The sequence below is a fragment of the Streptomyces sp. NPDC016459 genome (genome assembly GCF_040632845.1).
Classification (GTDB): domain Bacteria; phylum Actinomycetota; class Actinomycetes; order Streptomycetales; family Streptomycetaceae; genus Streptomyces.
Window position 1 is genome coordinate 68,910 of the sequence record NZ_JBEYCR010000018.1, and the last position, 21,199, is coordinate 90,108.

The following is a 21,199-nucleotide window of genomic DNA, read 5'->3' on the forward strand; positions in this document are numbered from 1 at the left end:
TCAGAAACGACGTCTAAGGCCGCCGTTCACTCCGTGTGGACGGCGGCCTTCTCGTTTGCCTGGATCGTCCCGGCCGACGAGGACTCGACGAGACTCAGATCCATCACCCCCGGCTCCGTGTACCTCCCGAAACGACCGTGACAGGTACCGCGGGAACCAGACCAGGGAGATGAGATCCAGGCTGACCACAGCAGCTGGGCAGGCTCCCGTCGGGGGGCGGGGGCCTGCCCGTTCCACATGCGGCCCCGAGATCGCAGGGCGTCCCGCCCCTGCTGGACCTGCTGCCCCTTGTCGGCCTGCAGGTTCCGGGACGGCAGACGCCCCGGGGCTGCACCCGGCTTACGCCCTGTGGGCTTGTTTCCAGGCGTCGGTGATGGCGGCAGGGATTCTGCCTCGGTCGTTGACCTCGTAGCCGTGTGCGCGGGCCCAGGTGCGGATCTCGTCAGTATCGACAGACGTGCTGGAGGGCTGGCTCTGGTGCGGCTGCGGGCGGCCGTGCGCGGCGGGCGAGGTGGTGAAGGAAATTCCGTGGTCGAGGAGGTCGCGGGGGAAGAGGGGTACTTGTTCGCGGCCGGTGAGGACGGCGAGGAGGAAGTCGGCGACACCTCCCTTGTGGGTGTACCAGCGCGGTCCGCGGGCTTCGTTGACGGCGATGTTCCACTGGTCGGACCCGTGTTCGGGGTCCTGGATCCAGAAGAGGTACTCGCCGTTGTCCGTCACTCCCATCGCGAACAGTTTCTGTGGGTCGTACGGAACGGCGTGCGTTCCAGTCTCGTGGTCGTGCTGGAGCTGCCGGCGGATCGTAGCCGGCATGGGGCCGGTCAGGCTGACCCACTCGGTCGGTGCGAGCGGGTGGTAGAGGTGGAGGAACCCGCAGAAGGAACCAGGGCCGTAGGCGCCGGCGAGTTGCTTGTAGTCGGCGGGAAGCGGCATGCCGAGGGACTGCTCGACGGCCGGCCAGTCGACGACCGGCGCGCCGGGGGGTGGTGGGCAGAGTCGGAGAAGGTCGTCGGTCGTGGTCATGGGAGGAGTCCTTGGCGACGTCGCTGCTGCTGGTTCCAGGCGGGATTGCCGAGCATCGTATCGACGATCACCTTGCCGTGGCGGTCGTAGGCCTCGAGCTGGATGTACTTGGGGACGGAGTCCTTCTTGTCGTCGCTGTACTCGAGATAGACGTTGTAGGTGGCGTGGCCGTGGTCCTTGACCGAGTTGTAGATGGCCTGTTCCCAGTCCCGCATATCTGGGCTGTTCGTCGGGTTTTGCGTGATGGTGAAGAGGTTGTCGAGGGTGTCGCCGGAGCCGCCGAGCATGCGGGCGAGCAGGTGGCCTCGGGCCTGGTTGTAGTCGCCGCCGAGGAAGCCCGGAGGGCGAAGTGAACTGCGTGCCTCGGTGCCTTCGTCGAGCATGTCGCGGGTGACGGTCGCGGACATCTCGTAGGGGCGGCCGTGCTCGTCGCGGGTGCAGGTGACCCTGCCGCCCCAGGTGGGGTCGGCTTCGCAGCCGGCGAGGCCGAGTGGGTCGGAGAGGGTGAAGGGGTTGGGGACGTAGGTGTACTGGTTGATGGCGGGTGCGAGGCCGAGGGGGTCGGGGCTGAGGTAGCGGCCGAGGTCAGGGTCGTAGTAGCGGTTGACGTTGTAGTGCAGCCCGGTTTCGGGGTCGAAGTACTGTCCGGGCTGGCGTAGCGGGGTGTAGGCGGCGGCGTTGCGGTTCCACTGGGTGGCGCCCCAGGCGGTGGAGCGGGCCTGCCAGGCGATGTCGCCTTGAGGGGTTATCAGTTCGCTGGGGCTGCAGGTGAGGTCTGCGATGATCGCGAAGAACCTGCGGTCGGTTTCGTCTTGGGTGGCTCCGCGTGCTTCTCGTTGGGCGAGGGGCTGCAAGCCGAGGTAGTCCCAGGTGAGGGTGGTCGTGCCGTCGTACTGTTCAGCGATCTGCCCGCCGTCCCAGGTGTAGGTGATGAAAGCTGTGGTGCGGCCGTCCGCGGTGGTCTGCTGTTTGCCGATGCGGCGGCCGAAGGCGTCGTAGAGGTAGTCCCGCAGGTCGCCGGTGGGGGTGAAGACGCGGGTAAGGCGGTCTTCGGCGTTCCAGGTGAAGTGCCACGTCAGGGTCTTTACGCTGAGAGTGCGGGTCTGACGTTGGATGGTTCGGCCCCGGCCGTCGTAGGTGAATGCGGTGCATCCGGCGTGGGTGAGGCGGCTTCCGGTGTAGGTGTGGTCGCCTGTGCTTTCCTGGCCGGGGGCGGGGGGCGGGGGGCGGTATGCGTCAGGTCGCCTGCGGCGTTGTAGGCGTACTGTTCGCGCCAGCCGTCCGCGTCGACGGCGGTGATCCGGCTGGCAGTTCGAGGGTGTAGGTCCGGTGCCGGTGCGGCTGTCGTGAAGTTGTGCGGGGGTTCCGTCGGCCTGGTAGGTGGCGGTTCGGTTCAGGAGCTGGGTGAGGTCGTGTTCTGCGGTCTGGTTGGTGATGCGGCCGACCGGGTCCCAGGAGTGCTGGAGGGTGAGGGGTCCCAGGGTTCGTGTGGTTTCCCTGCCGAGCGTGTCACGCGTGAAGTGGAAGGTGTGGTCGCCGGCCTGGTACTGGGCGAGTCCCCCGGCGGTGTACTCGATGAGGGACTCGGCTCCGGAGGGGGTGCGGCGGTAGGTGGGGCGGCCCATGGCGTCGTAGGCGTGGGTGAGGGTGCGCCCGTTGACGGTTTCGGACACGGTCCGGCCCACTGCGTCCCGTTCGAAGGTGATGTCGGCGTGCTGGTTGGTGGCGCGGACCAGGTAGCCAGCGGCGTCGTATGTGAAGAAGGTTGCGGTGCCGTCGTCGTGGGCGAGACGGGTGACGCGGCCGAGGTGGTCGCGCTCGTAGGTCAGGTGCTGGCCGGCGGCGTTGGTGCGGCGGGTGACTCGGCCCAATGGGTCGCGCTCGTAGGTCAGGGTGCGGCCGTCGAAGTCGGTCTCGGCGATGAGCCGGCCGGCTGCGTCGTAGGTGTAGTGCCACTCGAGGCCTTGCGCGTTGGTGACCTTGGCGAGGCGTAGTTCGGTGTCGTGGGTGAAGTGGTGGCCGGCTCCGTCTGCGGTGCGGGTGGCGGAGCGTAGGTCGAAGTGGGTGGCTGAGTGGGTGGTGGTGCGGCCCATGCGGTCGGTGTGGGTGGTGCTACCGGCTCTCCGCTGCCCTGCGGCAGGCCTGGATAGACGAGGAGGGAGCCGTCCTGCCGTGCCCAGACCGGGGTGATGCCAGGTGGCGTTCGATGCGCTCGTCCAGTGTGGAGGCCCAGCTGTGGCCGTACCACTGTCCGAAGCGGTATCCGGACAGATGGGTTCGGCGCAGGACGAGTGGCAGGACCCCGGGCAGGGACAGGTCTGTGTGCGTGAGGATCATCTCGCCCGTCGCCACATCGACCGGGTCGTTCTTGCATCGCTTCTTCGCTTCGGGGATCGCGTGACGGCGCGGGTCGTCCTTTGCGCCGTTCAGCCCCTCGCGGGGCTTCCTGCCGTTGCCCTCTCCCCCGCGATCGCGTCGGGAACTGCCGCCTTTGCGGTCACCGCTGTTGCTGTCGTGGTCGCCCTCTCGCTGGCGGGCGAAGCGGTCGCGCAAGTCGTCGTCGTTGTTCTTGTGGTCGACGGATATCTGCTTCACGACCTTCGGCAGCGTCTTGCCGACATGGTCGCCCATCGTGTTGGCGGACTTCACCAGGGCGCTCATGGCCTTCTCGATGACCGGGTCCAGGGCGTCGGCGATGTCGTCCCGGCCCTTGTTGCGTCCCTGGGCCGTCTTTGCCTTCGCCAGTTTTCCAGCGGTCTTACCGTGGATCCCGGCGCTCACACCGTTCAGCTTCGTGCCGGCGTTGTCGTGCTCGTCGTGCTCGATGTGGAAGCCGCCCCCGGGGCGACCGCCACCACCGCTGCCGGCGGAGGCGAGGTTCAGACCGTCTTTCGCACCCTGGACACCCTCGTCGAAGCCTCCGTGCCGGCCTGCCTCGTCTGCCCGAGGTCCACCCCGTTCTGGACCCCTAGGGCGTCCATACTGATCTGGACCACCAGGTCCGCGGCCATGTTCTCCAGCGCCGCCACGGCGGGTTCGGTCAGCACCCCGACGATGTGACCGACCGCCTCCTCCATCGCGCCCGTGATGAGCTTCAGCAGCTGCTTCTTCGTGTAGGCGATCGCACCGGCACCCAGCAATGCCGACAGACCACCGGTCACCGGGATCAGCGCCATGGCCAGACCAGTCTGGGCCGCGAGAATCCCGAGCTCCGCGACTGCCTTCCATTTCATGGCCTCGATCGCGCCGGCCGCCGTGTCGAGTGCGCCCGCGATGGTCCGGGCCGCGGACACGATGTCCTTGAGGTACTTGCCTTTGACCTTGTTCCAGTGCGCGTTGAGCGCGTCCATCGCCTCGCCGTGCCCGGACGACAGCAGGCGCTCCATGTGGTTGTTGGCGAGCTGCCCGTCGTCGGCGAGGTCGTCCGCGAACTCCCGCAGCGCGTCCGCCATTTGCCGGTAGGCGTCCTCGTCCACGTTGGGCCAGTTGACCCCCACAAGGTCCAGCAGCGTGTCCGCCCAGTCCGGCACCGTGACAGCCATGACGTGCAATCCCCGGTCAGATGATGATCAGCCAGTCGAACAGGGCTACCACGGCGCCTGGGTGACGGGTAATCCGCTCCAGCAACCTCTCTGGATACGCGGGACTGCTGCCTAATCGGGTGAACCAGAACGACCCGTAAGGGGGGCGGCGATACCCATGTCGCCCGAGCCACCCGGGAGCCGCAGCCTACGAACAGCGTTCTGAAACGATCAGTTGGCAGGGGACTGCATCCCGCGCCAACCATGGCTGAAGCGGGACCAGCGCGTCGCAAGGCGGCGCCACGGTAGGCGGCTCCTTGCCAAATCATCCAGACACATGTCATCGACGGACCCGGTACAGCGTTCCGAGCTCGACTGGTGGCAATTCAAGGTTGGCCACAGCCCGCGGCTGCGTTGGACGGCCCGGTCCCGACGTCTGGACAGCTGCCTGGGCAGGATGAGTACGAAGACCTGCCGGCCCTGAGTACGCCCGCGCAAGCGAACCGGCTCCGAAGCCAGTTAGCTGTACCCATGCACGAGACGACTCCCTTCCTGACCACCGACCGCGCCGCCGCGATCCCTGTTGCCGACGTGGTGTTGCGGTGGGTCACGGCCTTGGCGGTCGCCCTGATTCCGCTGGCGTTTCTCTTCGGGGCCTTCGCCGGGATGGCTGCGGAGGCTCATCCTCAGACCGTGGCGGTCGTCACGGTCTGCTGGTTTGGGTCCTGGACGGCTACTCCACTGTTCGTGGTGGCCTTCTGGCTATACCGGGACCACCCCGCCCTGGCCAAGGCGGGCCGCTGGGCGGGGTGGGTCGCGCCGGTCCCGCCGACGGTCACGATCCTGCTGGCCCTTGGCCTGTAAACGGCGGCCTTGCTGCGGGCGCGCGTTGCCGCCCGCCGGTTCGTCAATCAGGGCCGTGAGCACGGCAGTGGCGCCGAGACCGCCGACTGTCGTGCTGAGTACTAGGCCCTGTCCGATGGGTCGGGTGACTCGTCTGCAGGTGGATCATTTCGAGTCTTATGGGGCGGGGCGATCTTTCGGATAACGAGTGGGCTTCGCTGGAACCACACCTGCCAAAGAACCACGGAGGTCAGCGTCGCCCGCCTTCTCAGCCCTGACGATAAGCCCGGAGTGGGCGCCTACCACGTGGCTGATGCCATCCAGAGCCACCTCGTACCGTGTCGTCCTCAGCCGTCCCCGAGGCGGTCCCCCTAGTGACCTGAGTCAGAGATTCGGTGGCAGTAGGCGGCGATTTTGTCGAGGATCTCGTCGGCTGTCTTCGTCCAGGCGAAGGGCTTGGCTGGTCGTTCCAGTCGGCCGGCCAGGCCCGGATGTCACGTTCGAGGGCCTGGACGGAGCGGTGGACTCCGCGCTTGAACTTCTTCTGGGTGAGCTCGGCGAACCACCGCTCCACCAGGTTCAGCCAGGACGCACTCGTGGGCGTGAAATGCAGGTGGAATCGCGGATGCGCCAGCAGCCACCGCTTGATGTCCGGCGTCTTGTGGGTCGCATAGTTGTCGAGGATCAGATGGACCGGGAGATCCGCCGGCACTTCCCTGTCGACCTTGGCCAGGAACTTCTTGAACTCGGCGGCCCGGTGCCGGCGGTGAAGTGAGCCGATGACCCTGCCGGTCGCGACTTCGAGGGCGGCGAAGAGGGTGGTGATGCCGGCCCGGATGTAATCGTGACTGCGGCGTTCGGGAACGCCCGGCAGCATCGGCAGGACCGGCTGGGACCGGTCCAGGGCCCGGCTCTGCGACTTCTCGTCCACGCAGAGGACCAGAGCCTTCTCCGGCGGATCCAGATAGAGACCGACGACGTCACGGACCTTGTCGATGAAGAACGGGTCCGTTGAGAGTTTGAACGTCTGCGAACGGTGCGGCGCCAGCGCGAACGCCCGCCAGATCCTTGAAATCGTCGACTGCGACATACCGGTGGCCGCGGCCATCGACCTCGTCGACCAGTGCGTGGCGTTCTTCGGTGTCTCTTCCAGCGTTTTGACGATCACCCGCTCGACATCGGCGTCGGTGATCCTGCGGGGGACGCCGGGCCGCGGCTCGTCGCCCAGACCGTGCTCCAGGAAACGCCGCCGCCAGGTGCGGACCGTGTCCGGCGCGATCCGCAACCGGCGCGACACCTCCATCACCGAATGCCCTTCCGCGCACTCCAGCACGATCCGCGACCGCTGAGCCAACGCCTGGGCCGTCGAACGACGACGTAACCAGCCCTCCAGCACAGCACGCTGGGCATCGGTCACCGACAACGGCGGAATCTTCGGACCCGGACGACTCATACCGAACCAACGACAAACCTAAGACTCAGGTCACCAGCACTCCGTGGGCTTCCGGCGCACTCGGGTGCGTGGCGGTCCGTCGGTCCGGCCGCAGGTCAGGCACCCACCCGAAACCCCTACCCGATGTATGGCCTGTGTAAGGATGCTGGCACACTGCACGCCATGAAGATCATCACACGGGGCGGGGGCGCCTTGATCGCGGGCGCCGTCGTGCTCTTCGCGACGCTGTTCGGGGCCATCCCGGGAAGAAACCCGGATATGCCGATCTGATCTACTGGACACCAAGCAAGGTTTACATCTGGGAGATGAAACACAAGGGCGGCGACGCCGAAAAGGATGGAGCTCCCCAGCTTCAGAACTACATCCGATATCTGACCAGGCAGCTCAGAGCCAAGGGTGATAACCGACCCGTCGTGCCAGGGTTCAAGTTTTCGAGTTCGCAATCCATGATCAACCTGGACAACCCTCGTGAGCTGATTACCGTGGAATCGTCCCAGGCGGACGCAGGCGTCGAGGTGTACACGTGGAAAAAGCTAGAGACGAGCGCACCCAAGCCCCAGCCGCAGCCTGCGCCGGTTGCCCAGCCCGTGCCGCAACCACCCCCTCAGGTAGCTCCGACCCCGGCGCACCCGCATACGTCGCCAACGAATGTGTCGCCAGGCGCGGGCACCCCCGGTGTCGAGTGGAACTGGGACCGGCTGGACGCCGGAAAGACAGCCGCCGTCGTGGGCACAGGTGCATTGCTGGTCGTGGGTGGCATCTTCCACGCTGCCACAGGCTGCGCCACCTGCTGAGATAGGTATGCTCGACTCGGCCTCGACAGGGGCCGGGTCGAGCCCGCTTAGTGGGAGGAATTTTGTGAGAAATGCTGGCGGCTTTGCGCCCAATACGAGCGTCCATGCCGAGTTGGACTATGTCGTTCCGGAGAGCAGAGCAGGCTACCGAAGTCTGGTTGAGGAGTGGTTCGTCAATGCCGCCCGGCATCTGAGCGGGGCCACGTTGAATCCGTTCACAAATAACCTGAACCTGTCGGGCCGCGGAGCGGTGCTAAAAAAGTCGGGAGTACCGTACGGTGAGCCCGGCGAGTTGTGGGGAAGTCTGTGGACCGCGGGAATGACCCGCGGCAGACGCACGCGTGTCGGCCGGGCCTGGTCGCCGAAGGAGTGGGAGTCGTTCTTTGACGGCCTCGAGAAAGACCCCTTCGAAGTGACACTCAGGCTGGCGCGGCTCGGCGCGGACGGATACCCCGCGGGCCCGTGGCTCACGGTTACCGCCGAGCGGGACATCGAGGCCCCCGAGTGGGTGCGGCTCATGGCAGATCGGTCGTCGGAGGAGTTCTTCGCTCCGGATCGCTCTTCCGATGTCCAGCGGCAGTGGACCGAGTTCCTCCTTCGGCGGTTGGAGGGAGGAGGACGGACGTGTCTTTTCGGATGCGTGGCAGACGATGTCGATACGACAACGCGCCGAACGGCGCTGGAAGCCTCCTTGGGATTGTTCCAGGACGAGACTGTCGTGGAGCTCGACACCACGATGCGTGGCTACTCGTGGACCACAGTGTGTTCCCCTGGTGTTGTGGCCCGCCTCGGCGGCCCCGACGTACTACGCGCTTCAGGAGCGTTCGCGACGATCACGGCGCTAGCCGACGGCGGCTTGGTGCTGCAGGCCACCGATGACATGCGCGACTACACACCCGACCGGATCGCCATGGTCTTCCAGCAGCTACGACTGGCTCTGCCATCGGGCGAACCCGTAGGCGGACTCTCCGATATGACTCCCCGGCTGGTCTTCGAAGCTGCTGACGCGGGGTAATCGATCGGAGATCGGCACGATTTTGAGCGGGTTCGGTCTGGCAGGCAACGCCTCTGGTGAAACCACATGGTTGGACAACCCAAGATCAACACGTCCCTGCGGCTGACTGGCCTGCAGGCTGCCCCGCCCTTGCGCTGTCCCGCAGCGTAAGGGCGGGGTTCGTCGGTGCGTCGGCGCCCAGAAATCACTACAGACCGGCGATGGCCGGCGGAGATGACGGCCTCGTCTGCCCCAGAATTCCGGTCAATCGCGGGCTATGGCCAGCCCGCCTTCACGAGATGGCCAGCGGTGCGCGCCACGCTCTTGGAGAGCCAGAAGCTGGTGGCGTCCCTGGCGGCTCCAGGTACGCCGCGCTCGGCGGCCTAGGTTCGCTGGACGGAGACATCCGACGCAGTACGGGACCGCTGGCAAACCCTGCTTATGGCCAGGCGTTCCCACCTACAGCAGCGGTAGAGACTCTGGCGTGTGCCCGAGCAGGGCGTCCACACTGATCCGTGTCCACCGTCGTGAATGGACGAGCCGGGAGCACCGACATGCCTACCCCTTACGACAAAGTGCGGTCCGTGCGCCTGACCGGTGGCCGGCTCGACGGCGAGCACCAGCGTGGCGCCCGCGCCCCTGTAGTGGTGTCCTCGTTGCGTTGCCCGGAATGTGGATCGGCGCTCGTCCGGCTCGGTTCCAGGGGCGATCAGTGCGAAGGATGCCGCAGGATCAAGAAACGCGATGCCCAGCAACGCCGTAAGAAAGACGCCCAGGTCAAGGGCGTCACGGCAACGCTGCGTGGCTCCAGTGTTCAGGGGCTGATCAAGTTTCGGGTGCAGCAGGCCACTGCGCTTGCAGACAGCCACCGCAAACTCAGCCTCCCTGACTCACATGCCCACTTGGCTCTACGCGACAAGCACCTGGTGGCCATCGCTCTACGCGAGGGCCGTATCGCGGCGGTCGACGCGCAGCTGGCCGACCGCTTCATCGCTGGGACGCACCCTCAGACACATCAGCCCGAAGCCGCAGCCGCCGAGACCAAGGCGCGACGCTGTCTTCTGGCCGACCTGGCGGCAGGACGCCGCGCCATACTCGCCGTCCTCAGCGACCCCGATCCCCTCCTGCTGCGTACACACGCCGTCGCGCTACTCAGCGCTGTCCACGGCTGGGACAATCTCACCGAGGCCATGCACGAGCACAGCATCAGCATCTCGGCCGGCTGCGTTCCCGACCTCGTCGACCGCATCCGTGCCGCTCACCACACGCTGGAAGGCCGAGCCGTTCCGGCGGTGAGCACGTCGAAATCGCAGTCTCCAGAAGAGAAGACGGCGGCGGGCGAGAAGCGCCATGCCCTCATTCAACGGCTCCGTGACGGCAGCACCACCTTCCCCCAAGCGCTCGAATCCCCTGTTGACCGGCCGGTTCTGCTGTCCGTGCGGGTGCAGTCACTCGCGAAGGCCTTCTTCCCCGACCGGGCGACACGGGACGCATTCATCAAGAAGTTCGGCGGCGCACGGTCCCTGCGCCTCGACGCGCTGGACACGGGGAGGCTCGAAGCTCTCGTACGAGCCCTCGCTCACACGGCAGCACCACCTGGACGCTGACTCCTCGGGCCGGCGGTTGTTCAGGCTTTGGCTGAAGGCCGGCGGAGCAGCTCGGCAACCCGCCTTCCTGGAAGAATCGAGCCATGTTCCGTCTCACCTTCGACCCCTGCGTCTGCACCAGGCCGAACCACACGTCGCGTTGCCTCGTCTTGCGTGAAGGACGCCGCGCCGAGTACCAGGCTGAGAAGGAATACCGTGCCAAGTTGGGCCCTGCCCAGCAGATAGGGCTGGAGGGCCGTCAATGGCGCAGAGACAGCCTCGAGAATGAGCCTTGGGTCGCTCCGCACCTTGCCGACGCCGACCGCGCCGAGGCTGCGCGCCAACAGGCCGCGCGGTTGGCGAAGGGGAAGTGGCGAGCGACTACCTTCGCCATCCTCATCGCAGTGATCATCTGGCGGTTCGTCATACCGATCCTGCAGGAGCTGGCGGAGACCAACTAGCACACGGACACACACCTGGACGAACTCTCCTTTTCCTCCGAAGCCGGCGGCACGAAGCCCTTCGCCTCCGTCCACCTGGGCCTTCCGCAGCCCCGCCACTAGTCTTCTGAGTCAGGAATTCTGTTTAGATATGAGGCGAGGCGTTCGAGGATCTCGTCCGCGGTTTTCGTCCAGACGTAGGGCCTGGGGTCGGTGTTCCATACGGCGATCCAGTCGCGGATGTCCTGCTCCAGGGCCTGGACGGTCTTGTGGACGCCTCGCCGTATCCGTTTGTTCGTCAGCTCGGCGAACCACCGCTCCACCAGGTTGAGCCAGGACGACCCGGTCGGGGTGAAGTGCAGGTGGAACCGGGGATGGGCCAGCAGCCAGGTCTTGATGGCCGGTGTCTTGTGGGTGGCGTAGTTGTCCAGCACCAGGTGCACGGCGAGTCCGTCCGGGACTTCCCGGTCAAGCTTGATGAGGAACTTCTTGAACTCCTCGGCCCGGTGGCGCCGGTGCAGCGAGCCGATGACCTTGCCGGTGGCGACCTCAAGGGCGGCGAACAAAGTGGTGGTGCCGGCCCGGACGTAGTCGTGCGTGACGCGTTGCGGCACTCCGGGCATCATCGGCAGCACCGGCTGCGAGCGGTCCAGGGCCTGGATCTGCGATTTCTCGTCGACGCAGAAGACCAGGGCCCGCTCCGGCGGGTCCAGGTAGAGGCCGACGACATCGTGGACTTTGTCGACGAAGTACGGATCCGTCGACAGCTTGAACGTCTCGGAGCGGTGCGGCTGCAGTCCGAACGCCCGCCAGACCCGGGACACGGTCGACTGTGACAGGCCCAGTTCCTTTGCCATCGAGCGCGTCGACCAGTGGGTCGCGTTCTTCGGCGCGGACTGCAGCGTCCTGGTGACCAGCGCGGCCACCTGCTCGTCGGTCACGGTCCGCGGGCCGCCCGGGCGGGGCATGTCTCCCAGGCCGGCGATCCGGTGCTCGACAAACCTCGCCCGCCACCGGCCCACCGCATGCGCGGTCGAACCGAGCCGGGCCGCGACGTCCTTGTTCGAAGCGCCTTCGGCGCAGGCCAGGATGATCCGGCATCTCAGAGCCCACGCCTGCGGCGTGGAACGACGCCGCACCCACCCCTCGAGCGCGGCCCGTTCCTCACCGGACAGGATCAACTCGGCCTTCGGCCGCCCAGTACGCGCCACAGGCCAAGCCTATACATCTGAACAGAATTCCTGACTCGGAAGACTAGGCCGTGTATCGAAAGTGGATCTTGCGCATATGGTGTCGGCATGTCGCTGAGCCACATAGCCCTCTCGTCCGGACGTTCGATCGATCTCACCGAGCTGCGAATGTCTTCGACCTACGGAGGGATGCTGGAGGGCTACCCCTGCAAGCCCATCAATGACATGAAGGTCAGGGGCCTCCAGCGGCAGGCTGAACGCGCGTTTCCCTCCACGCCGGTCCATCTGGTGCCACCCTCCTGCGAGTACCCGGACCAGACTGCTGGCGCCTTCGGCCCCGTTGAGGTGCTGCCTTCCGTGGCCTGCATCGGGGCCTTCCGCTCGACGGCGGTCGCCTCTGAGCTCGACTCGGTGCTGCACCGTTCCGCTCTCACCGTGGTCTGGTTCCAGGCCGGCTTGGATGTCCCGTCGGGAGAGGACGCCGACCTTGGGCTGCGCAGCATTCGCTGGGAGGAGCTGGCCCAGGACTACGAGCTCTAGCGACGGGGTGCCGATCACAGCCACTCGTTGATGGCCGCGATGAGCCGGGCTCTATCGTCACAGCGGGTCAAAGACGGCCTTCAGTGCGGCGGGCCAGGGGTAGGCGGACCGGTCGCCCTGGCCCGGCTCGTTCGGCACGAACCCGCCCTCGCCGTACACCACGCGCACGCCGGCGCCGCGAAGGGTCTCGATCGACCGCTCGAACTGCGGGTGCGCGGTGTACGCGCTGTTGACGCACGGCATCATCGCGATCGGGATGCCCTTGCCGGTGCCTTCGGCGACCACGCCGACGAGCCATTTGTCTGTGATGCCGAGCGCCCAGGAGTTCACGGTGTTGAAGGTGGTGGGGGCGACAAGGATGGCGTCCGGCTTCGGCCACACGTCCGGGTCCCCGGGGAGACGGTAGTCCCACCGCACGGGTCGGCCCGTGAGCGCTGCCAGACCGTCCAGGGACTCGTGGAGCCAGCGGGCCGCCGTCGGGGTGAGTCCCAGGCAGACGTCCCAGCCGTCTGCCTGGGCGTCCTCGATGACCCGGGCGATGTCGAAGACCGGAGGCGCCGCGCTGCTGAACAGGTACAAGGTCCGCGTCATGGGCTCTATCCGATCACACGGACTCGCCTCAGGCGCAAGGGAGTCGGGGGCGAACCCATCTCGCGCCAGGCTGGGCGCGAGTAGCGTTCCGGATGAGGAGTCAGGAACGGAGCGCCAGTATGCCGACACCGGAGAACGGTCACACCGGAAAGCGGATCGCACAGCAGCGTAAGCTCGCGAGATTGACTCAGCGTGAGCTCGCTGACCGGATCCCGTACTCGTACAGCTGGCTGACCCAGGTGGAGTGCGGGGCGAGACCGGCGTCCGTCGACTTCATCGCCGCCGTCGCCCGCGCGCTGAGGGTCGACGTCACCGTGCTGACAGGGCAGCCCTACGTGACCCAGCTTCAGGAGGACCGGCTCGCGGAGCTCATCCGCCCGATCCGGGAGTCCCTCGACCTGTACGACCTCGGCGACGACCCGGAGGTCACCACCCGTCCCGCTTCCGAGCTGACCGCCGCCACCGAAGCGCTGTGCGCGCAGGTCCGGGCGACGCACCTGCACACGGCTGCGACTGCCCTCCCGGACGTCATCACCGAGCTGACCGCGCTGTGCTGGCGCGCGCCGACGACGGACTTGTGGCGGGCGCTGGCCTCGGCCTACCGGACCGCTCATGACGTCACGGTCAAGCTCGGGTACTTCGACCTCGCGAGCGTCGCCCTGGACCGCCTGGGGTGGGCGGCGGAGCGGGCCTCGGACAGCCGGCTTGCCGCCATACGGCAGTACTTCCGCGGCCTGGTGTACTTCCGGGAGGGCGAGTACACGATCGGTCTGCGCCTGATCCGCTCCGGCCACGCCTTCCTCGATGCGGCTGATGCCTCCAGGGAGGCCCTCACCGTGGCGGGCCAGCTCCATCTCGGCGGCTCCGTCCTTGCCGCGCGAGCCGAGGACGCGAGCGCGGCCGCCGCCCACATCTCGAGCGCGCGCGAGTACGCGGGGCGGGTCGGGGACGCCAGCAGGGTGCACTGGCTGAACTTCGGGCCTGTCAACGTCGCCCTGCACGAGATGAGCGTCGCCATGGAGATGCGGCACTACGACGAGGCGCTGCGGCAGGCGAAGGCGATCAAGCTGCCGGCCGGCATCGCCACGTCCCGGCGCGCGCACTACTTCATCGATCGCGCGCGCATGGAGATGGAGCTCGGTTACACCGAGGCGTCCTTGAAGTCCCTGTGGACAGCACACCGAACGGCTCCGGAGCAGACCCGCTACCACCCCGGCGCCAGGGAAACGGTGCGCGGTCTTGTCCATCTGTCCCGGCGGACGCCGCAGATGCTGGGTGTCGGCGTACACGTGAACGTGGCTCTGGCAAGATTTTCGTAGCCGAAGATCACCCCGGTCGAGGGTTGAAAGCTGACTTCGCTGAGTCACAGTGACCACCAGCAGTACAGGCCCATGCGGCTCGCCCGAGCACGTGAGGCCAGGCCGGCCAGGGCTTCCAGAACACCGGCCGCGGTCTCGGCATCGACATGGCTCTGCCGCAGTTCGTCCGTCCTGGACCATGGCTCGGCGAACCGCGCGAGGTCATCCGGTGTCGCGGTGACGAGTGCCTCGATCAGCGAGTCCGACAGGCTGAACACGAAGGGGCCGTCGGCTTCCGGTGGGGACAGCAACTGTCCGGATCGCGGCCGCTGGCTGGCTTCCTCGTAGCTGCAGCCGGTCACGATCCCTTCCAGTTGGGCAATGGCGACCACCGGGTCGATGCCCTTCAGGGAGACCGCGTCAAGTGCGGCCTGAGCCGGGCCACCAGGCATTTGAGCAACGGCGGCGGCAGCCTGGTCGTCAGCGGCGGCGAAGTAGTCACACAGAGTCATGCCGCCGATTCTGACATCCACGGCTGACAGCCCCAGCCAAGGCGACGAAGCGTTCGTGACGTCCAGACCATGGCGTCATATTTCAGGGAACGGTGCTGAGCCTGGGAGGGTGGTCTGTCAGTCCGCGTATCGGCGGCGGAGGTGGGCGATCAGGACGACGCGGTGGCGGAGGAGAGAGACGCCGGCGCGTCCGGCCATGAGGCGTTTCTGCAGCTTGACGTCGGTGATACGGCCTTCGTTGACCCCGGAGTTGTGTGGGGTGGTGATTCCCTGGGAAACGGCATGCCGGTCTTCGCGTAGGGCCCTGGCGAGGCCTGCAAGAGGGGCGAGTCCGCTGTTGCCTAGGTCCTTCAGCCAGCCTGCCAAGGGTGTGGCGTCACGGTTGTCGAGCATGGTGGCGAACCGGCGGACCAGGTCGTGGGTGTGCCTCAGTTCAGGGCAATGGTCGAGGAGCCGGGGCAGGCGGTCGTTGAGGTGTGGACTGCGGCGGCCTGGATGGGTGGTGATCCAGCGGGCGGCTTCCCGCGGGGAGGGCGGGCGCTCGTGAGGCTCGTCCAGGGGCAGGCCCCGCCTGAGGGGTGCGACGGCCATCTTCACGCGCTGGTAATGGCCGAGGTAGCCCTTGGTCTGGAGCTCCTCGTGCAAGATCTTCGCGCTGTGCTGTCCTTCGTCCCAACGTTGCTGCAGGTAGTCGAGGTAGGGGTCCAGGGGGGAGGGCTTGCGGGGCGGGCGGCGCATCACCTCCTGCCAGGTGCCGGCCCGGGCGTATTTGCCGACCGTGCGGCGGTCCAGGCCGAGCTCGCGGGCCACGGAGCTGTGACTCCGGCCGGTGCGGGTCAGGGCCTGAACGGCCTCGAACAGTCTGCGGGCGTGGCGTGCGGCCCGACTGTCCTCCGCGGACTTCCCGGCGGTCTGCTCGGCCGGTGCGGGACCGCTCTCGCCGGCCGGGGGCAGGGCTGCGGGCAGGCAGCCGCGGTGGGCGGAGGCGATGTCCTGGACACGACGGGAGAGGCCCTGCCAGAGGTGGAAGCGGTCGCTGACCTGCACCGCATCGGGCGCGCCGCCTGCGATGCCCTGCCGGTAGGTGAGGGAACCGTCGCGGCAGGCGATCTCGACACCGGGGTGCTCGCGGAGCCACCGGCCGAGCTGGTCGGCGTCGCGCCCTTCCCAGAGGGTGAGCGGGAGGCGAGTGGTGGCGTCGACCAGGAGGGTTCCGTAGGTGTCGCCGTAGAGCGCGAAGTCGTCCACACCCAACACCCGGGGCGTCACCAGCGGCGGAAGAGGTACCCGCATCAGCTGGGACAGGACGGTGCACCGCGAGAGCCTGATGTTCAAGATCCGCAGCATCCGGGCACCGCCCCGGCCCGCCAGCACCACACCGACGTCCTGCACCAGGCGCTGCAACTGCGGTGTCCGCCGCTGGTAGCGCACGGTCAGTCCCGCTACCTGTTCGGCGAAGGTCACCTTCGGGCACGCTGCGCTCTCGCAGTACAGACGGCGTACGGACAAGTCGATGCGCACAGGCCGGCCCCCGAGGGTGACGTCGGCGAGGCGCCGTACATAGCGGCTATGGCACCACTCGCTGAGCCGGCCGCACCCCGTACATGCCGCGGGAACACCGGACCTCGTACAGGCGCGAACCACCACACCAGTATCAGAGACATCAACCGACACGACCAGCACATCAGCTAACTGAGGTAGCAGTGAAGCCAGTTCAACAGAGCACAGCCACAGGCTGCCCGCGTTGCGGCCCGGCTGACCGTGTCACCGAGATGATCTCCGGCTACGAAAATCTTGCCAGAGCCAGAAAAGCCCGTACGCCGACAGGTGTACCTGCGGCAGCTGACCAGCTACCTATCGGGCGGCGTCTGCGCCGGCAGCACGCGCACGACCGCATGGCGGTCGACGAGCTGCCGGCGCAGGTGACTGTTCTCTGCCTTGGCCTGGTGAAGGGCGCCCACCAAAGCCTCGACGTCGGTTTTGAGCTGGGCGATCTCTCGGGCGTCTGCCGTCCGGAGTTCCTTGAGCTTGCGGACCTGCTGGCGCAGACGGCGCTCGCTGTCCGGCGTGGCGCCCCGGGCCCGGACCTTGTCGTAGAACTCCGCCTTCAGGTCTGTGTGTCGCTGGGTGAGCGCGTTGCGCGGGACGCCGGCCTCCACGGCGAGGGCGACGATCGTCAGCGCTCCGTTCGAGCGCTGCGGTGTGCCGCCCAGGATGCGGTCCATCGCGGCACTGATCCGCTCGCGCTCGTCCGGGGCTGGGGTCATGACGGCGGCTCCTGAAGGGCGATGCAGTCGTGTTCGTGCCGGTCGGCCAAGCCCAGAAGGTGTTCGGCGCGGCGGGCGAGCCGGTCGGCGAGCGGATCGGGCAGGGCCTCGGAGGCGGCCTGCTTCTCCAGCGCCTGCGCGTGCTGGCGGAGCTGGTCGGCGTGCTGGTCGGTGCGGGCAATGTTCGCGCAAGACGGCTGGCAGCGGTCGAGCCGCGGGGCATCGGTGATGTCGAGGCGGTGGCACAGGGCCCGGTCGCGGTTGTAGACGCACATCAGGAAGGCGCGCGGGTTGTCGTAGACGGTCAGGGCGGGGTTGCCCAGAATGTCGCGGGCTTGGCGGTGGGTGCGGATCGACCCGGTGAACGTCGGCGCCTGGGCGGCGGCGTGGATCGCGCGCCGGGCGGCCGGCCCGGAGATGCCCACCCCCTGGGTGAGGTCGTCGTGGAGGGTGGTGAGGGTGTCGGCGGTGGCCCGGGCGGTCTCGATGTCGAGCAGTTCGTGGATGCCGTCGCGGCCGCGGGCGGCGTACCCGGCGCTCATCGTGGTGCGCAGGTGCCCGTACTGGACGGCCAGGGCGACCAGGCCGCCGGGGCGGCGGGCGATGTGCCAGGCCAGGGTGCGTCGGAACCGGGCGGTGCCGATCGCTCCGTGCGGGTCGGCACAGACCGTCTCTTGGGGGCGGTCCAGGCGGAGGGCGAGCTCGGAGGCGAAGGCGGTGAAGTCCTCGATGCGGTGGCGCATCGCCTCGAAGCCGATGGTCCGACCGGTCGCCGCGCGGCCGCGCGGGATGGCGTGGGCGGCGGTGTCGAAGAGCAGGCCGTCGGGGGCGATGCGTTCCAGTACGCGGATCGCAGTGACGACCGGGGTGATGGCGACCCATGGCACTTCGCGTGGCTGGCCGGCGGAGAGGTGGTTGCCGTCCTGGTCGAGGACGCCCTTGAAGACCCGGCCGTAGATCAGGTGCCGCCCGGGTGGGTTGGGTTCGGGACAGCAGCCGTTCTCCAGGGCCATCACCTCGCCGGGCCTCATGCCCGTCAGGTAGGCGACGACGATGAAGCAGGCTGTGCTGAGGTGCCGCATGAGCTGCGGGATCTCAGTGAAGTCGAGGGCCGCGGCCCATGGCCGGCCGTCGACCGTGCCGGTGACTGGGGTGGGGAGCGGGCACGGTCCGGGATGGCGGCGAACGTAGTCACGGAAGCCCTCGCGGCGCTCACTACGCAGGTGGTTGCTGACCTGCCGCAGAGCGCAGCCGGCCTGGGCGGCGATGTAGGTGGCGCTGACCTGGTACTCGCCCTTCAGCCGCCGGGCGGGTACCGGCGCGCCGCGTTCGACGAGCTGGTCCAGATACCGGGCCAGCCGCGCCATCGACTCCCTGGTGCCGGCCGTATGCTCGGCCCTTTCGGTCAGGCGCCGGGCGTCCTGCTGTGCGGTGAGGATGTCGCCGGCGAAGTCGTCGACCATGCGCAGGGCCCAGATCAGCAGCGGGCCCATCGTGGCTTCCGGGATCGCTTCGCGGCTGTTCTCCCCGCCGCCGACGGCGGGCGCGGCCGGCAGGTAGTCGTCGATGCCGTACTGCTGCCAGGGCGGCATCGGCACCCCGGCCGGGGCGGCGCTCGCGGCGTCGAACGCCCACAGCCGGGTCAGCGCCACCAGCTCCCTGGAGGCGTCGTCGCGGACGACCTCCGGGCGGCGCGCCCGGTGTGCGGCGTAGGCGGTGAAGGTGTCGGCCGTGCACGCGGCAAGAGTGGACAGTCCCTGACCGGTCAACCAGTGGGCGAACCTGTTCCACCGGCGCACGGTGTCGTAGATGCCGTTCGGGCCCAGACGCGGGTGCCAGGCGGGGTGGCCGACCAGGACGCTCGCTGGCAGCGCTGTGTTGATCATCATCCAGGCGGCCAGCCGCATCTCCTCCCGGAAGCTGTCAGGAAAGTGCGACCAGTCGATGCAGACCCGCTTCGCGCCGGGGTTGGCGATCAGCGGCGTGAGGGACCAGTCGTCGTCGGCGTAGACCGGCATGAAGGGGCGGCCCGGGGCTACGACCAAGGAAGGTGCGATCACTGGCGTCGTCCAGTCAGGCAGCGCGGGCAGCTCGGCCGGCAGAGCGGTCACAGGTCGAAGTCCCCTTGCAGGAGGTGGGTGATCATCGCGCGGTCCTCGCCGGTGACGGCTCCCAGCGCCGTGGCCCAGACCGTCTCCCCCAGTCGAGCGCGTAGATCGTCGAGCCGGGCGTGGGAGTCGGCCCAGTCCGCCTCCCACACCGCGGCGCCCAGGACGCCGCGCAGAGCGGTCAGCGCCTGGTGCAAGTACGCCAGACGCGGATGATGGGCCGGGGTAACCCGCGCGTTCGGGCAGGCCGTGCACAGCAGGAACGACGCGGTGCAGCCGCGCCCCGGTGGCCCGAACGGGCCGTGCTCGAAGTCGGCGCAGTGCGTCGTCGCCGTCGGCCGGTCCCCCTCCTGGGGCTGGTCGGCGAGACGGGCGGCGAAGACGGTGCGGCGCGCGGAGGCCACCGCGTCCAGCGCTCCAGCGGTGATCACCGGCACGGCCGCCTCGCGGATCTGCGGCTCGGGCAGCACGTAGACCTGGTCGTGCGTGTCCTGGGTGTTCTGCCCGGGCTCGCGCCGGTGGAGCACGTTCACTGTCCGACGCAGCCGCCGCAGCGGCGAGCCGGGCAGCCCGACCGACCGCGCCCAGTCCCGTCCGGCGCGCTCGTCCACACCGAACCCGAACGGGCCCACACGTACCGGCTTGAGGTACGCCTGCCGCTCGTGCCCCGTCGTCTGGTGCCACACCAGCAGCCGGTTGGGAGCCTCGCCGGTCAGTGCCACAACGGCGCGTGCGGCCGCGGTCGCCTCCAGCGCCTCGGTGATGACCCGCCCCGAGGATCCGGCACCGGAGTCGGTGAGGTTGCGGCTCTCGAAGCGGCCCCGATGACCGGCCCGGCGCCGCTTCTCCAGCCGCAGCCGATACACCGGCACCCCCGCCTCCCCCGTGCCCGGCAGCGCCTCCGGCACGGGCAGTTCCGAGACCGTGGTGGCGTTCAGGCCGAGCTCCATCACGATCAGCACCGCCAGCGCGGTCGCCTCCTTGCGGCTGAGGAACAACCGCATCCACGTGCACGTCGCCGCGCTCCCGCCCAGCGCCTCACGGTGGGTACGACGCATGGCCCGCCGGAACTCGTACAGCGGCACGTCCCCGGTACGCGCCAGCACGTCCAAGGCCTCTCCCACAAGCCACTCCCGGCTGCCGACCGGGATCTCACCGGCACGCCAGGACTGAAGCCGACCGGTGTTCTCCCGGATCCGCAGCAGGGCTGCCCGAAAGGTGCGCCGGGCCGCCGCGCGGATGTCCTGGAACTCCTCCGGGCGGTAGGCCTGCTCGCGCCCCGACTCCCAGGCGAACCGCTGGGCCATCGCCTCCCGTACCGGCTGCGGCAGGCGCGCGTCGGACTGGAGCAGCCCCGCAATGGTCGCGTACTTGTTGTAGCCACTGGTCCGCGGCGGCAGACTCATCCGCCACGCCGCCCAGTGCGCCGCCGTCAGCCGGTCCACGTCCTGCGGCACGTCCTCCAGACCGGCGAGGAACTCCGCGAAGGCCCGCACCAGATACCAATACCCCTCGCTCGTCTTGACGCTGTCCCAGCCCCCGCCCGGGGAACACCGGGCCGCGTACAGGACGGCCAGCGACCGCTGGAACGCCGGCGGGATCGGCAGCACGGCGAAGTCGTAGGAACGCCTCCGGCCCTGCGGGTCCCGGTGCTCCACCGCCAGGCCGCCCTCCTCGAGTACTGCCGGGCGCCGATGCGGCTGCTCGGGCAGGGCCGCCGTACGGCCGCGCCGGCTCACCGGGCAGCTACCAGCTGCTCGTCCAGGTCCTGGATGCCCTCGCTCTCCCGGGCCAGCCGGGCGAACAGCGCCACCAGCTCCTGCTCCGACACCGGCCCGTCAGCGGACACGAAGTCGGCCAGCAGCGACCGCAGCCGCAACTCCGCCACCGGCGCCAGGTACACCCACCTCGTCGTCTCCAGCTGGGCGTGCCCGAGCAGGTCCTCCATGACGGTCTCGAAGGCTGGCGCGTCACCCGCCTGGCCTCCGGTGACGCGGAGGACCAGAGGCCGTGCACGGCTGTCGCTGGCGAGGTGAACT

Annotated in this window: 18 protein-coding genes and 2 pseudogenes; 7 read left to right on the plus strand and 13 right to left on the minus strand. The window is 68.2% G+C overall.

The genetic code is table 11. The features are described 5' to 3' along the window. Positions 1-339 precede the first annotated feature (339 nt). The 4 genes from ABZ567_RS28910 to ABZ567_RS28925 all read right to left on the minus strand — a co-directional run bounded on the left by ABZ567_RS28910 (position 340) and on the right by ABZ567_RS28925 (position 4,565). The gene (locus ABZ567_RS28910; RefSeq protein WP_360795213.1) at positions 340-1,023 is read right to left on the minus strand and encodes a histone-like nucleoid-structuring protein Lsr2; all 684 of its coding nucleotides are present in this window, start codon (positions 1,021-1,023) and stop codon (positions 340-342) included. Next, positions 1,020-3,116 (minus strand): RHS repeat-associated core domain-containing protein, encoded by a 2,097-nt coding sequence (locus ABZ567_RS28915; protein ID WP_360795216.1) that lies wholly within the window; start codon positions 3,114-3,116, stop codon positions 1,020-1,022. The genes ABZ567_RS28910 and ABZ567_RS28915 overlap by 4 nt, the downstream gene beginning before the upstream one ends. A gap of 19 nt (positions 3,117-3,135) precedes the next feature. Next, a complete protein-coding gene (locus ABZ567_RS28920; protein ID WP_360795219.1) occupies positions 3,136-3,804 on the minus strand; it encodes a DUF6531 domain-containing protein in 669 nt (222 codons plus the stop codon). A 98-nt stretch (positions 3,805-3,902) separates the two neighbouring features. Then, entirely contained in the window at positions 3,903-4,565 is a 663-nt protein-coding gene (locus tag ABZ567_RS28925) for a hypothetical protein (RefSeq protein ID WP_360795222.1), read from the minus strand. 510 nt (positions 4,566-5,075) lie between these two features. Here ABZ567_RS28925 and ABZ567_RS28930 point away from each other — a divergent pair. After that, positions 5,076-5,408, plus strand: a complete 333-nt coding sequence (locus ABZ567_RS28930) for a hypothetical protein (RefSeq protein ID WP_360795225.1) — start codon at positions 5,076-5,078, stop codon at positions 5,406-5,408. Positions 5,409-5,758: 350 nt separating this feature from the next. Here ABZ567_RS28930 and ABZ567_RS28935 read toward each other — a convergent pair. Next, a pseudogene (locus tag ABZ567_RS28935) lies at positions 5,759-6,840 on the minus strand (IS630 family transposase). Between the two features lie 305 nt (positions 6,841-7,145). Between ABZ567_RS28935 and ABZ567_RS28940 the strand changes: the two are divergent. The 4 genes from ABZ567_RS28940 (at position 7,146) to ABZ567_RS28955 (ending at position 10,675) form a co-directional block, all read left to right on the plus strand. Next, on the plus strand, positions 7,146-7,634 hold the full coding sequence (locus ABZ567_RS28940; RefSeq protein ID WP_360795228.1) for a hypothetical protein: 489 nt from the start codon (positions 7,146-7,148) through the stop codon (positions 7,632-7,634). Between the two features lie 112 nt (positions 7,635-7,746). Further along, positions 7,747-8,649, plus strand: a complete 903-nt coding sequence (locus ABZ567_RS28945; RefSeq protein ID WP_360795231.1) for a hypothetical protein — start codon at positions 7,747-7,749, stop codon at positions 8,647-8,649. A gap of 563 nt (positions 8,650-9,212) precedes the next feature. Further along, positions 9,213-10,235 carry a hypothetical protein gene (locus tag ABZ567_RS28950; protein ID WP_360795234.1) on the plus strand — a complete coding sequence of 341 codons (1,023 nt, stop codon included), beginning with the start codon at positions 9,213-9,215 and terminating at the stop codon, positions 10,233-10,235. An 83-nt stretch (positions 10,236-10,318) separates the two neighbouring features. After that, complete coding sequence (locus ABZ567_RS28955) at positions 10,319-10,675, plus strand: hypothetical protein (protein WP_360795237.1); 357 nt, start codon at positions 10,319-10,321, stop codon at positions 10,673-10,675. A gap of 98 nt (positions 10,676-10,773) precedes the next feature. Here ABZ567_RS28955 and ABZ567_RS28960 read toward each other — a convergent pair whose 3' ends face one another. Then, positions 10,774-11,865 carry an IS630 family transposase gene (locus ABZ567_RS28960; protein WP_360795240.1) on the minus strand — a complete coding sequence of 364 codons (1,092 nt, stop codon included), beginning with the start codon at positions 11,863-11,865 and terminating at the stop codon, positions 10,774-10,776. 87 nt (positions 11,866-11,952) lie between these two features. On the opposite strand from ABZ567_RS28960, the gene ABZ567_RS28965 reads away from it, so the two are divergent. After that, positions 11,953-12,384: a hypothetical protein gene (locus ABZ567_RS28965; RefSeq protein ID WP_360795243.1), complete on the plus strand. Its 432-nt coding sequence runs from the start codon at positions 11,953-11,955 to the stop codon at positions 12,382-12,384. 57 nt (positions 12,385-12,441) lie between these two features. Here ABZ567_RS28965 and ABZ567_RS28970 read toward each other — a convergent pair whose 3' ends face one another. Beyond that, a complete protein-coding gene (locus ABZ567_RS28970; protein ID WP_360795246.1) occupies positions 12,442-12,975 on the minus strand; it encodes a flavoprotein in 534 nt (177 codons plus the stop codon). Between the two features lie 119 nt (positions 12,976-13,094). Between ABZ567_RS28970 and ABZ567_RS28975 the strand changes: the two genes are divergently transcribed. After that, the gene (locus tag ABZ567_RS28975) at positions 13,095-14,294 is read left to right on the plus strand and encodes a helix-turn-helix transcriptional regulator (RefSeq protein WP_360795249.1); all 1,200 of its coding nucleotides are present in this window, start codon (positions 13,095-13,097) and stop codon (positions 14,292-14,294) included. 44 nt (positions 14,295-14,338) lie between these two features. Here the strand turns inward: ABZ567_RS28975 and ABZ567_RS28980 are convergent, their stop codons facing one another. The 6 genes and pseudogenes from ABZ567_RS28980 to ABZ567_RS29005 all read right to left on the minus strand — a co-directional run. Then, positions 14,339-14,785 carry a hypothetical protein gene (locus ABZ567_RS28980; RefSeq protein ID WP_360795252.1) on the minus strand — a complete coding sequence of 149 codons (447 nt, stop codon included), beginning with the start codon at positions 14,783-14,785 and terminating at the stop codon, positions 14,339-14,341. 117 nt (positions 14,786-14,902) lie between these two features. Next, positions 14,903-16,519, minus strand: coding sequence for an ISL3 family transposase (locus tag ABZ567_RS28985; RefSeq protein WP_360795288.1), 1,617 nt, complete (start codon positions 16,517-16,519; stop codon positions 14,903-14,905). Between the two features lie 116 nt (positions 16,520-16,635). After that, positions 16,636-17,052 carry a hypothetical protein gene (locus ABZ567_RS28990; protein WP_360795255.1) on the minus strand — a complete coding sequence of 139 codons (417 nt, stop codon included), beginning with the start codon at positions 17,050-17,052 and terminating at the stop codon, positions 16,636-16,638. After that, positions 17,049-19,163 carry an integrase gene (locus ABZ567_RS28995; protein WP_360795258.1) on the minus strand — a complete coding sequence of 705 codons (2,115 nt, stop codon included), beginning with the start codon at positions 19,161-19,163 and terminating at the stop codon, positions 17,049-17,051. The genes ABZ567_RS28990 and ABZ567_RS28995 overlap by 4 nt, the downstream gene beginning before the upstream one ends. Further along, positions 19,160-20,899 (minus strand): hypothetical protein, encoded by a 1,740-nt coding sequence (locus ABZ567_RS29000; RefSeq protein ID WP_360795261.1) that lies wholly within the window; start codon positions 20,897-20,899, stop codon positions 19,160-19,162. The genes ABZ567_RS28995 and ABZ567_RS29000 overlap by 4 nt, the downstream gene beginning before the upstream one ends. A gap of 206 nt (positions 20,900-21,105) precedes the next feature. Continuing rightward, positions 21,106-21,199, minus strand: a pseudogene (locus ABZ567_RS29005) (IS5/IS1182 family transposase); the annotation flags it as partial.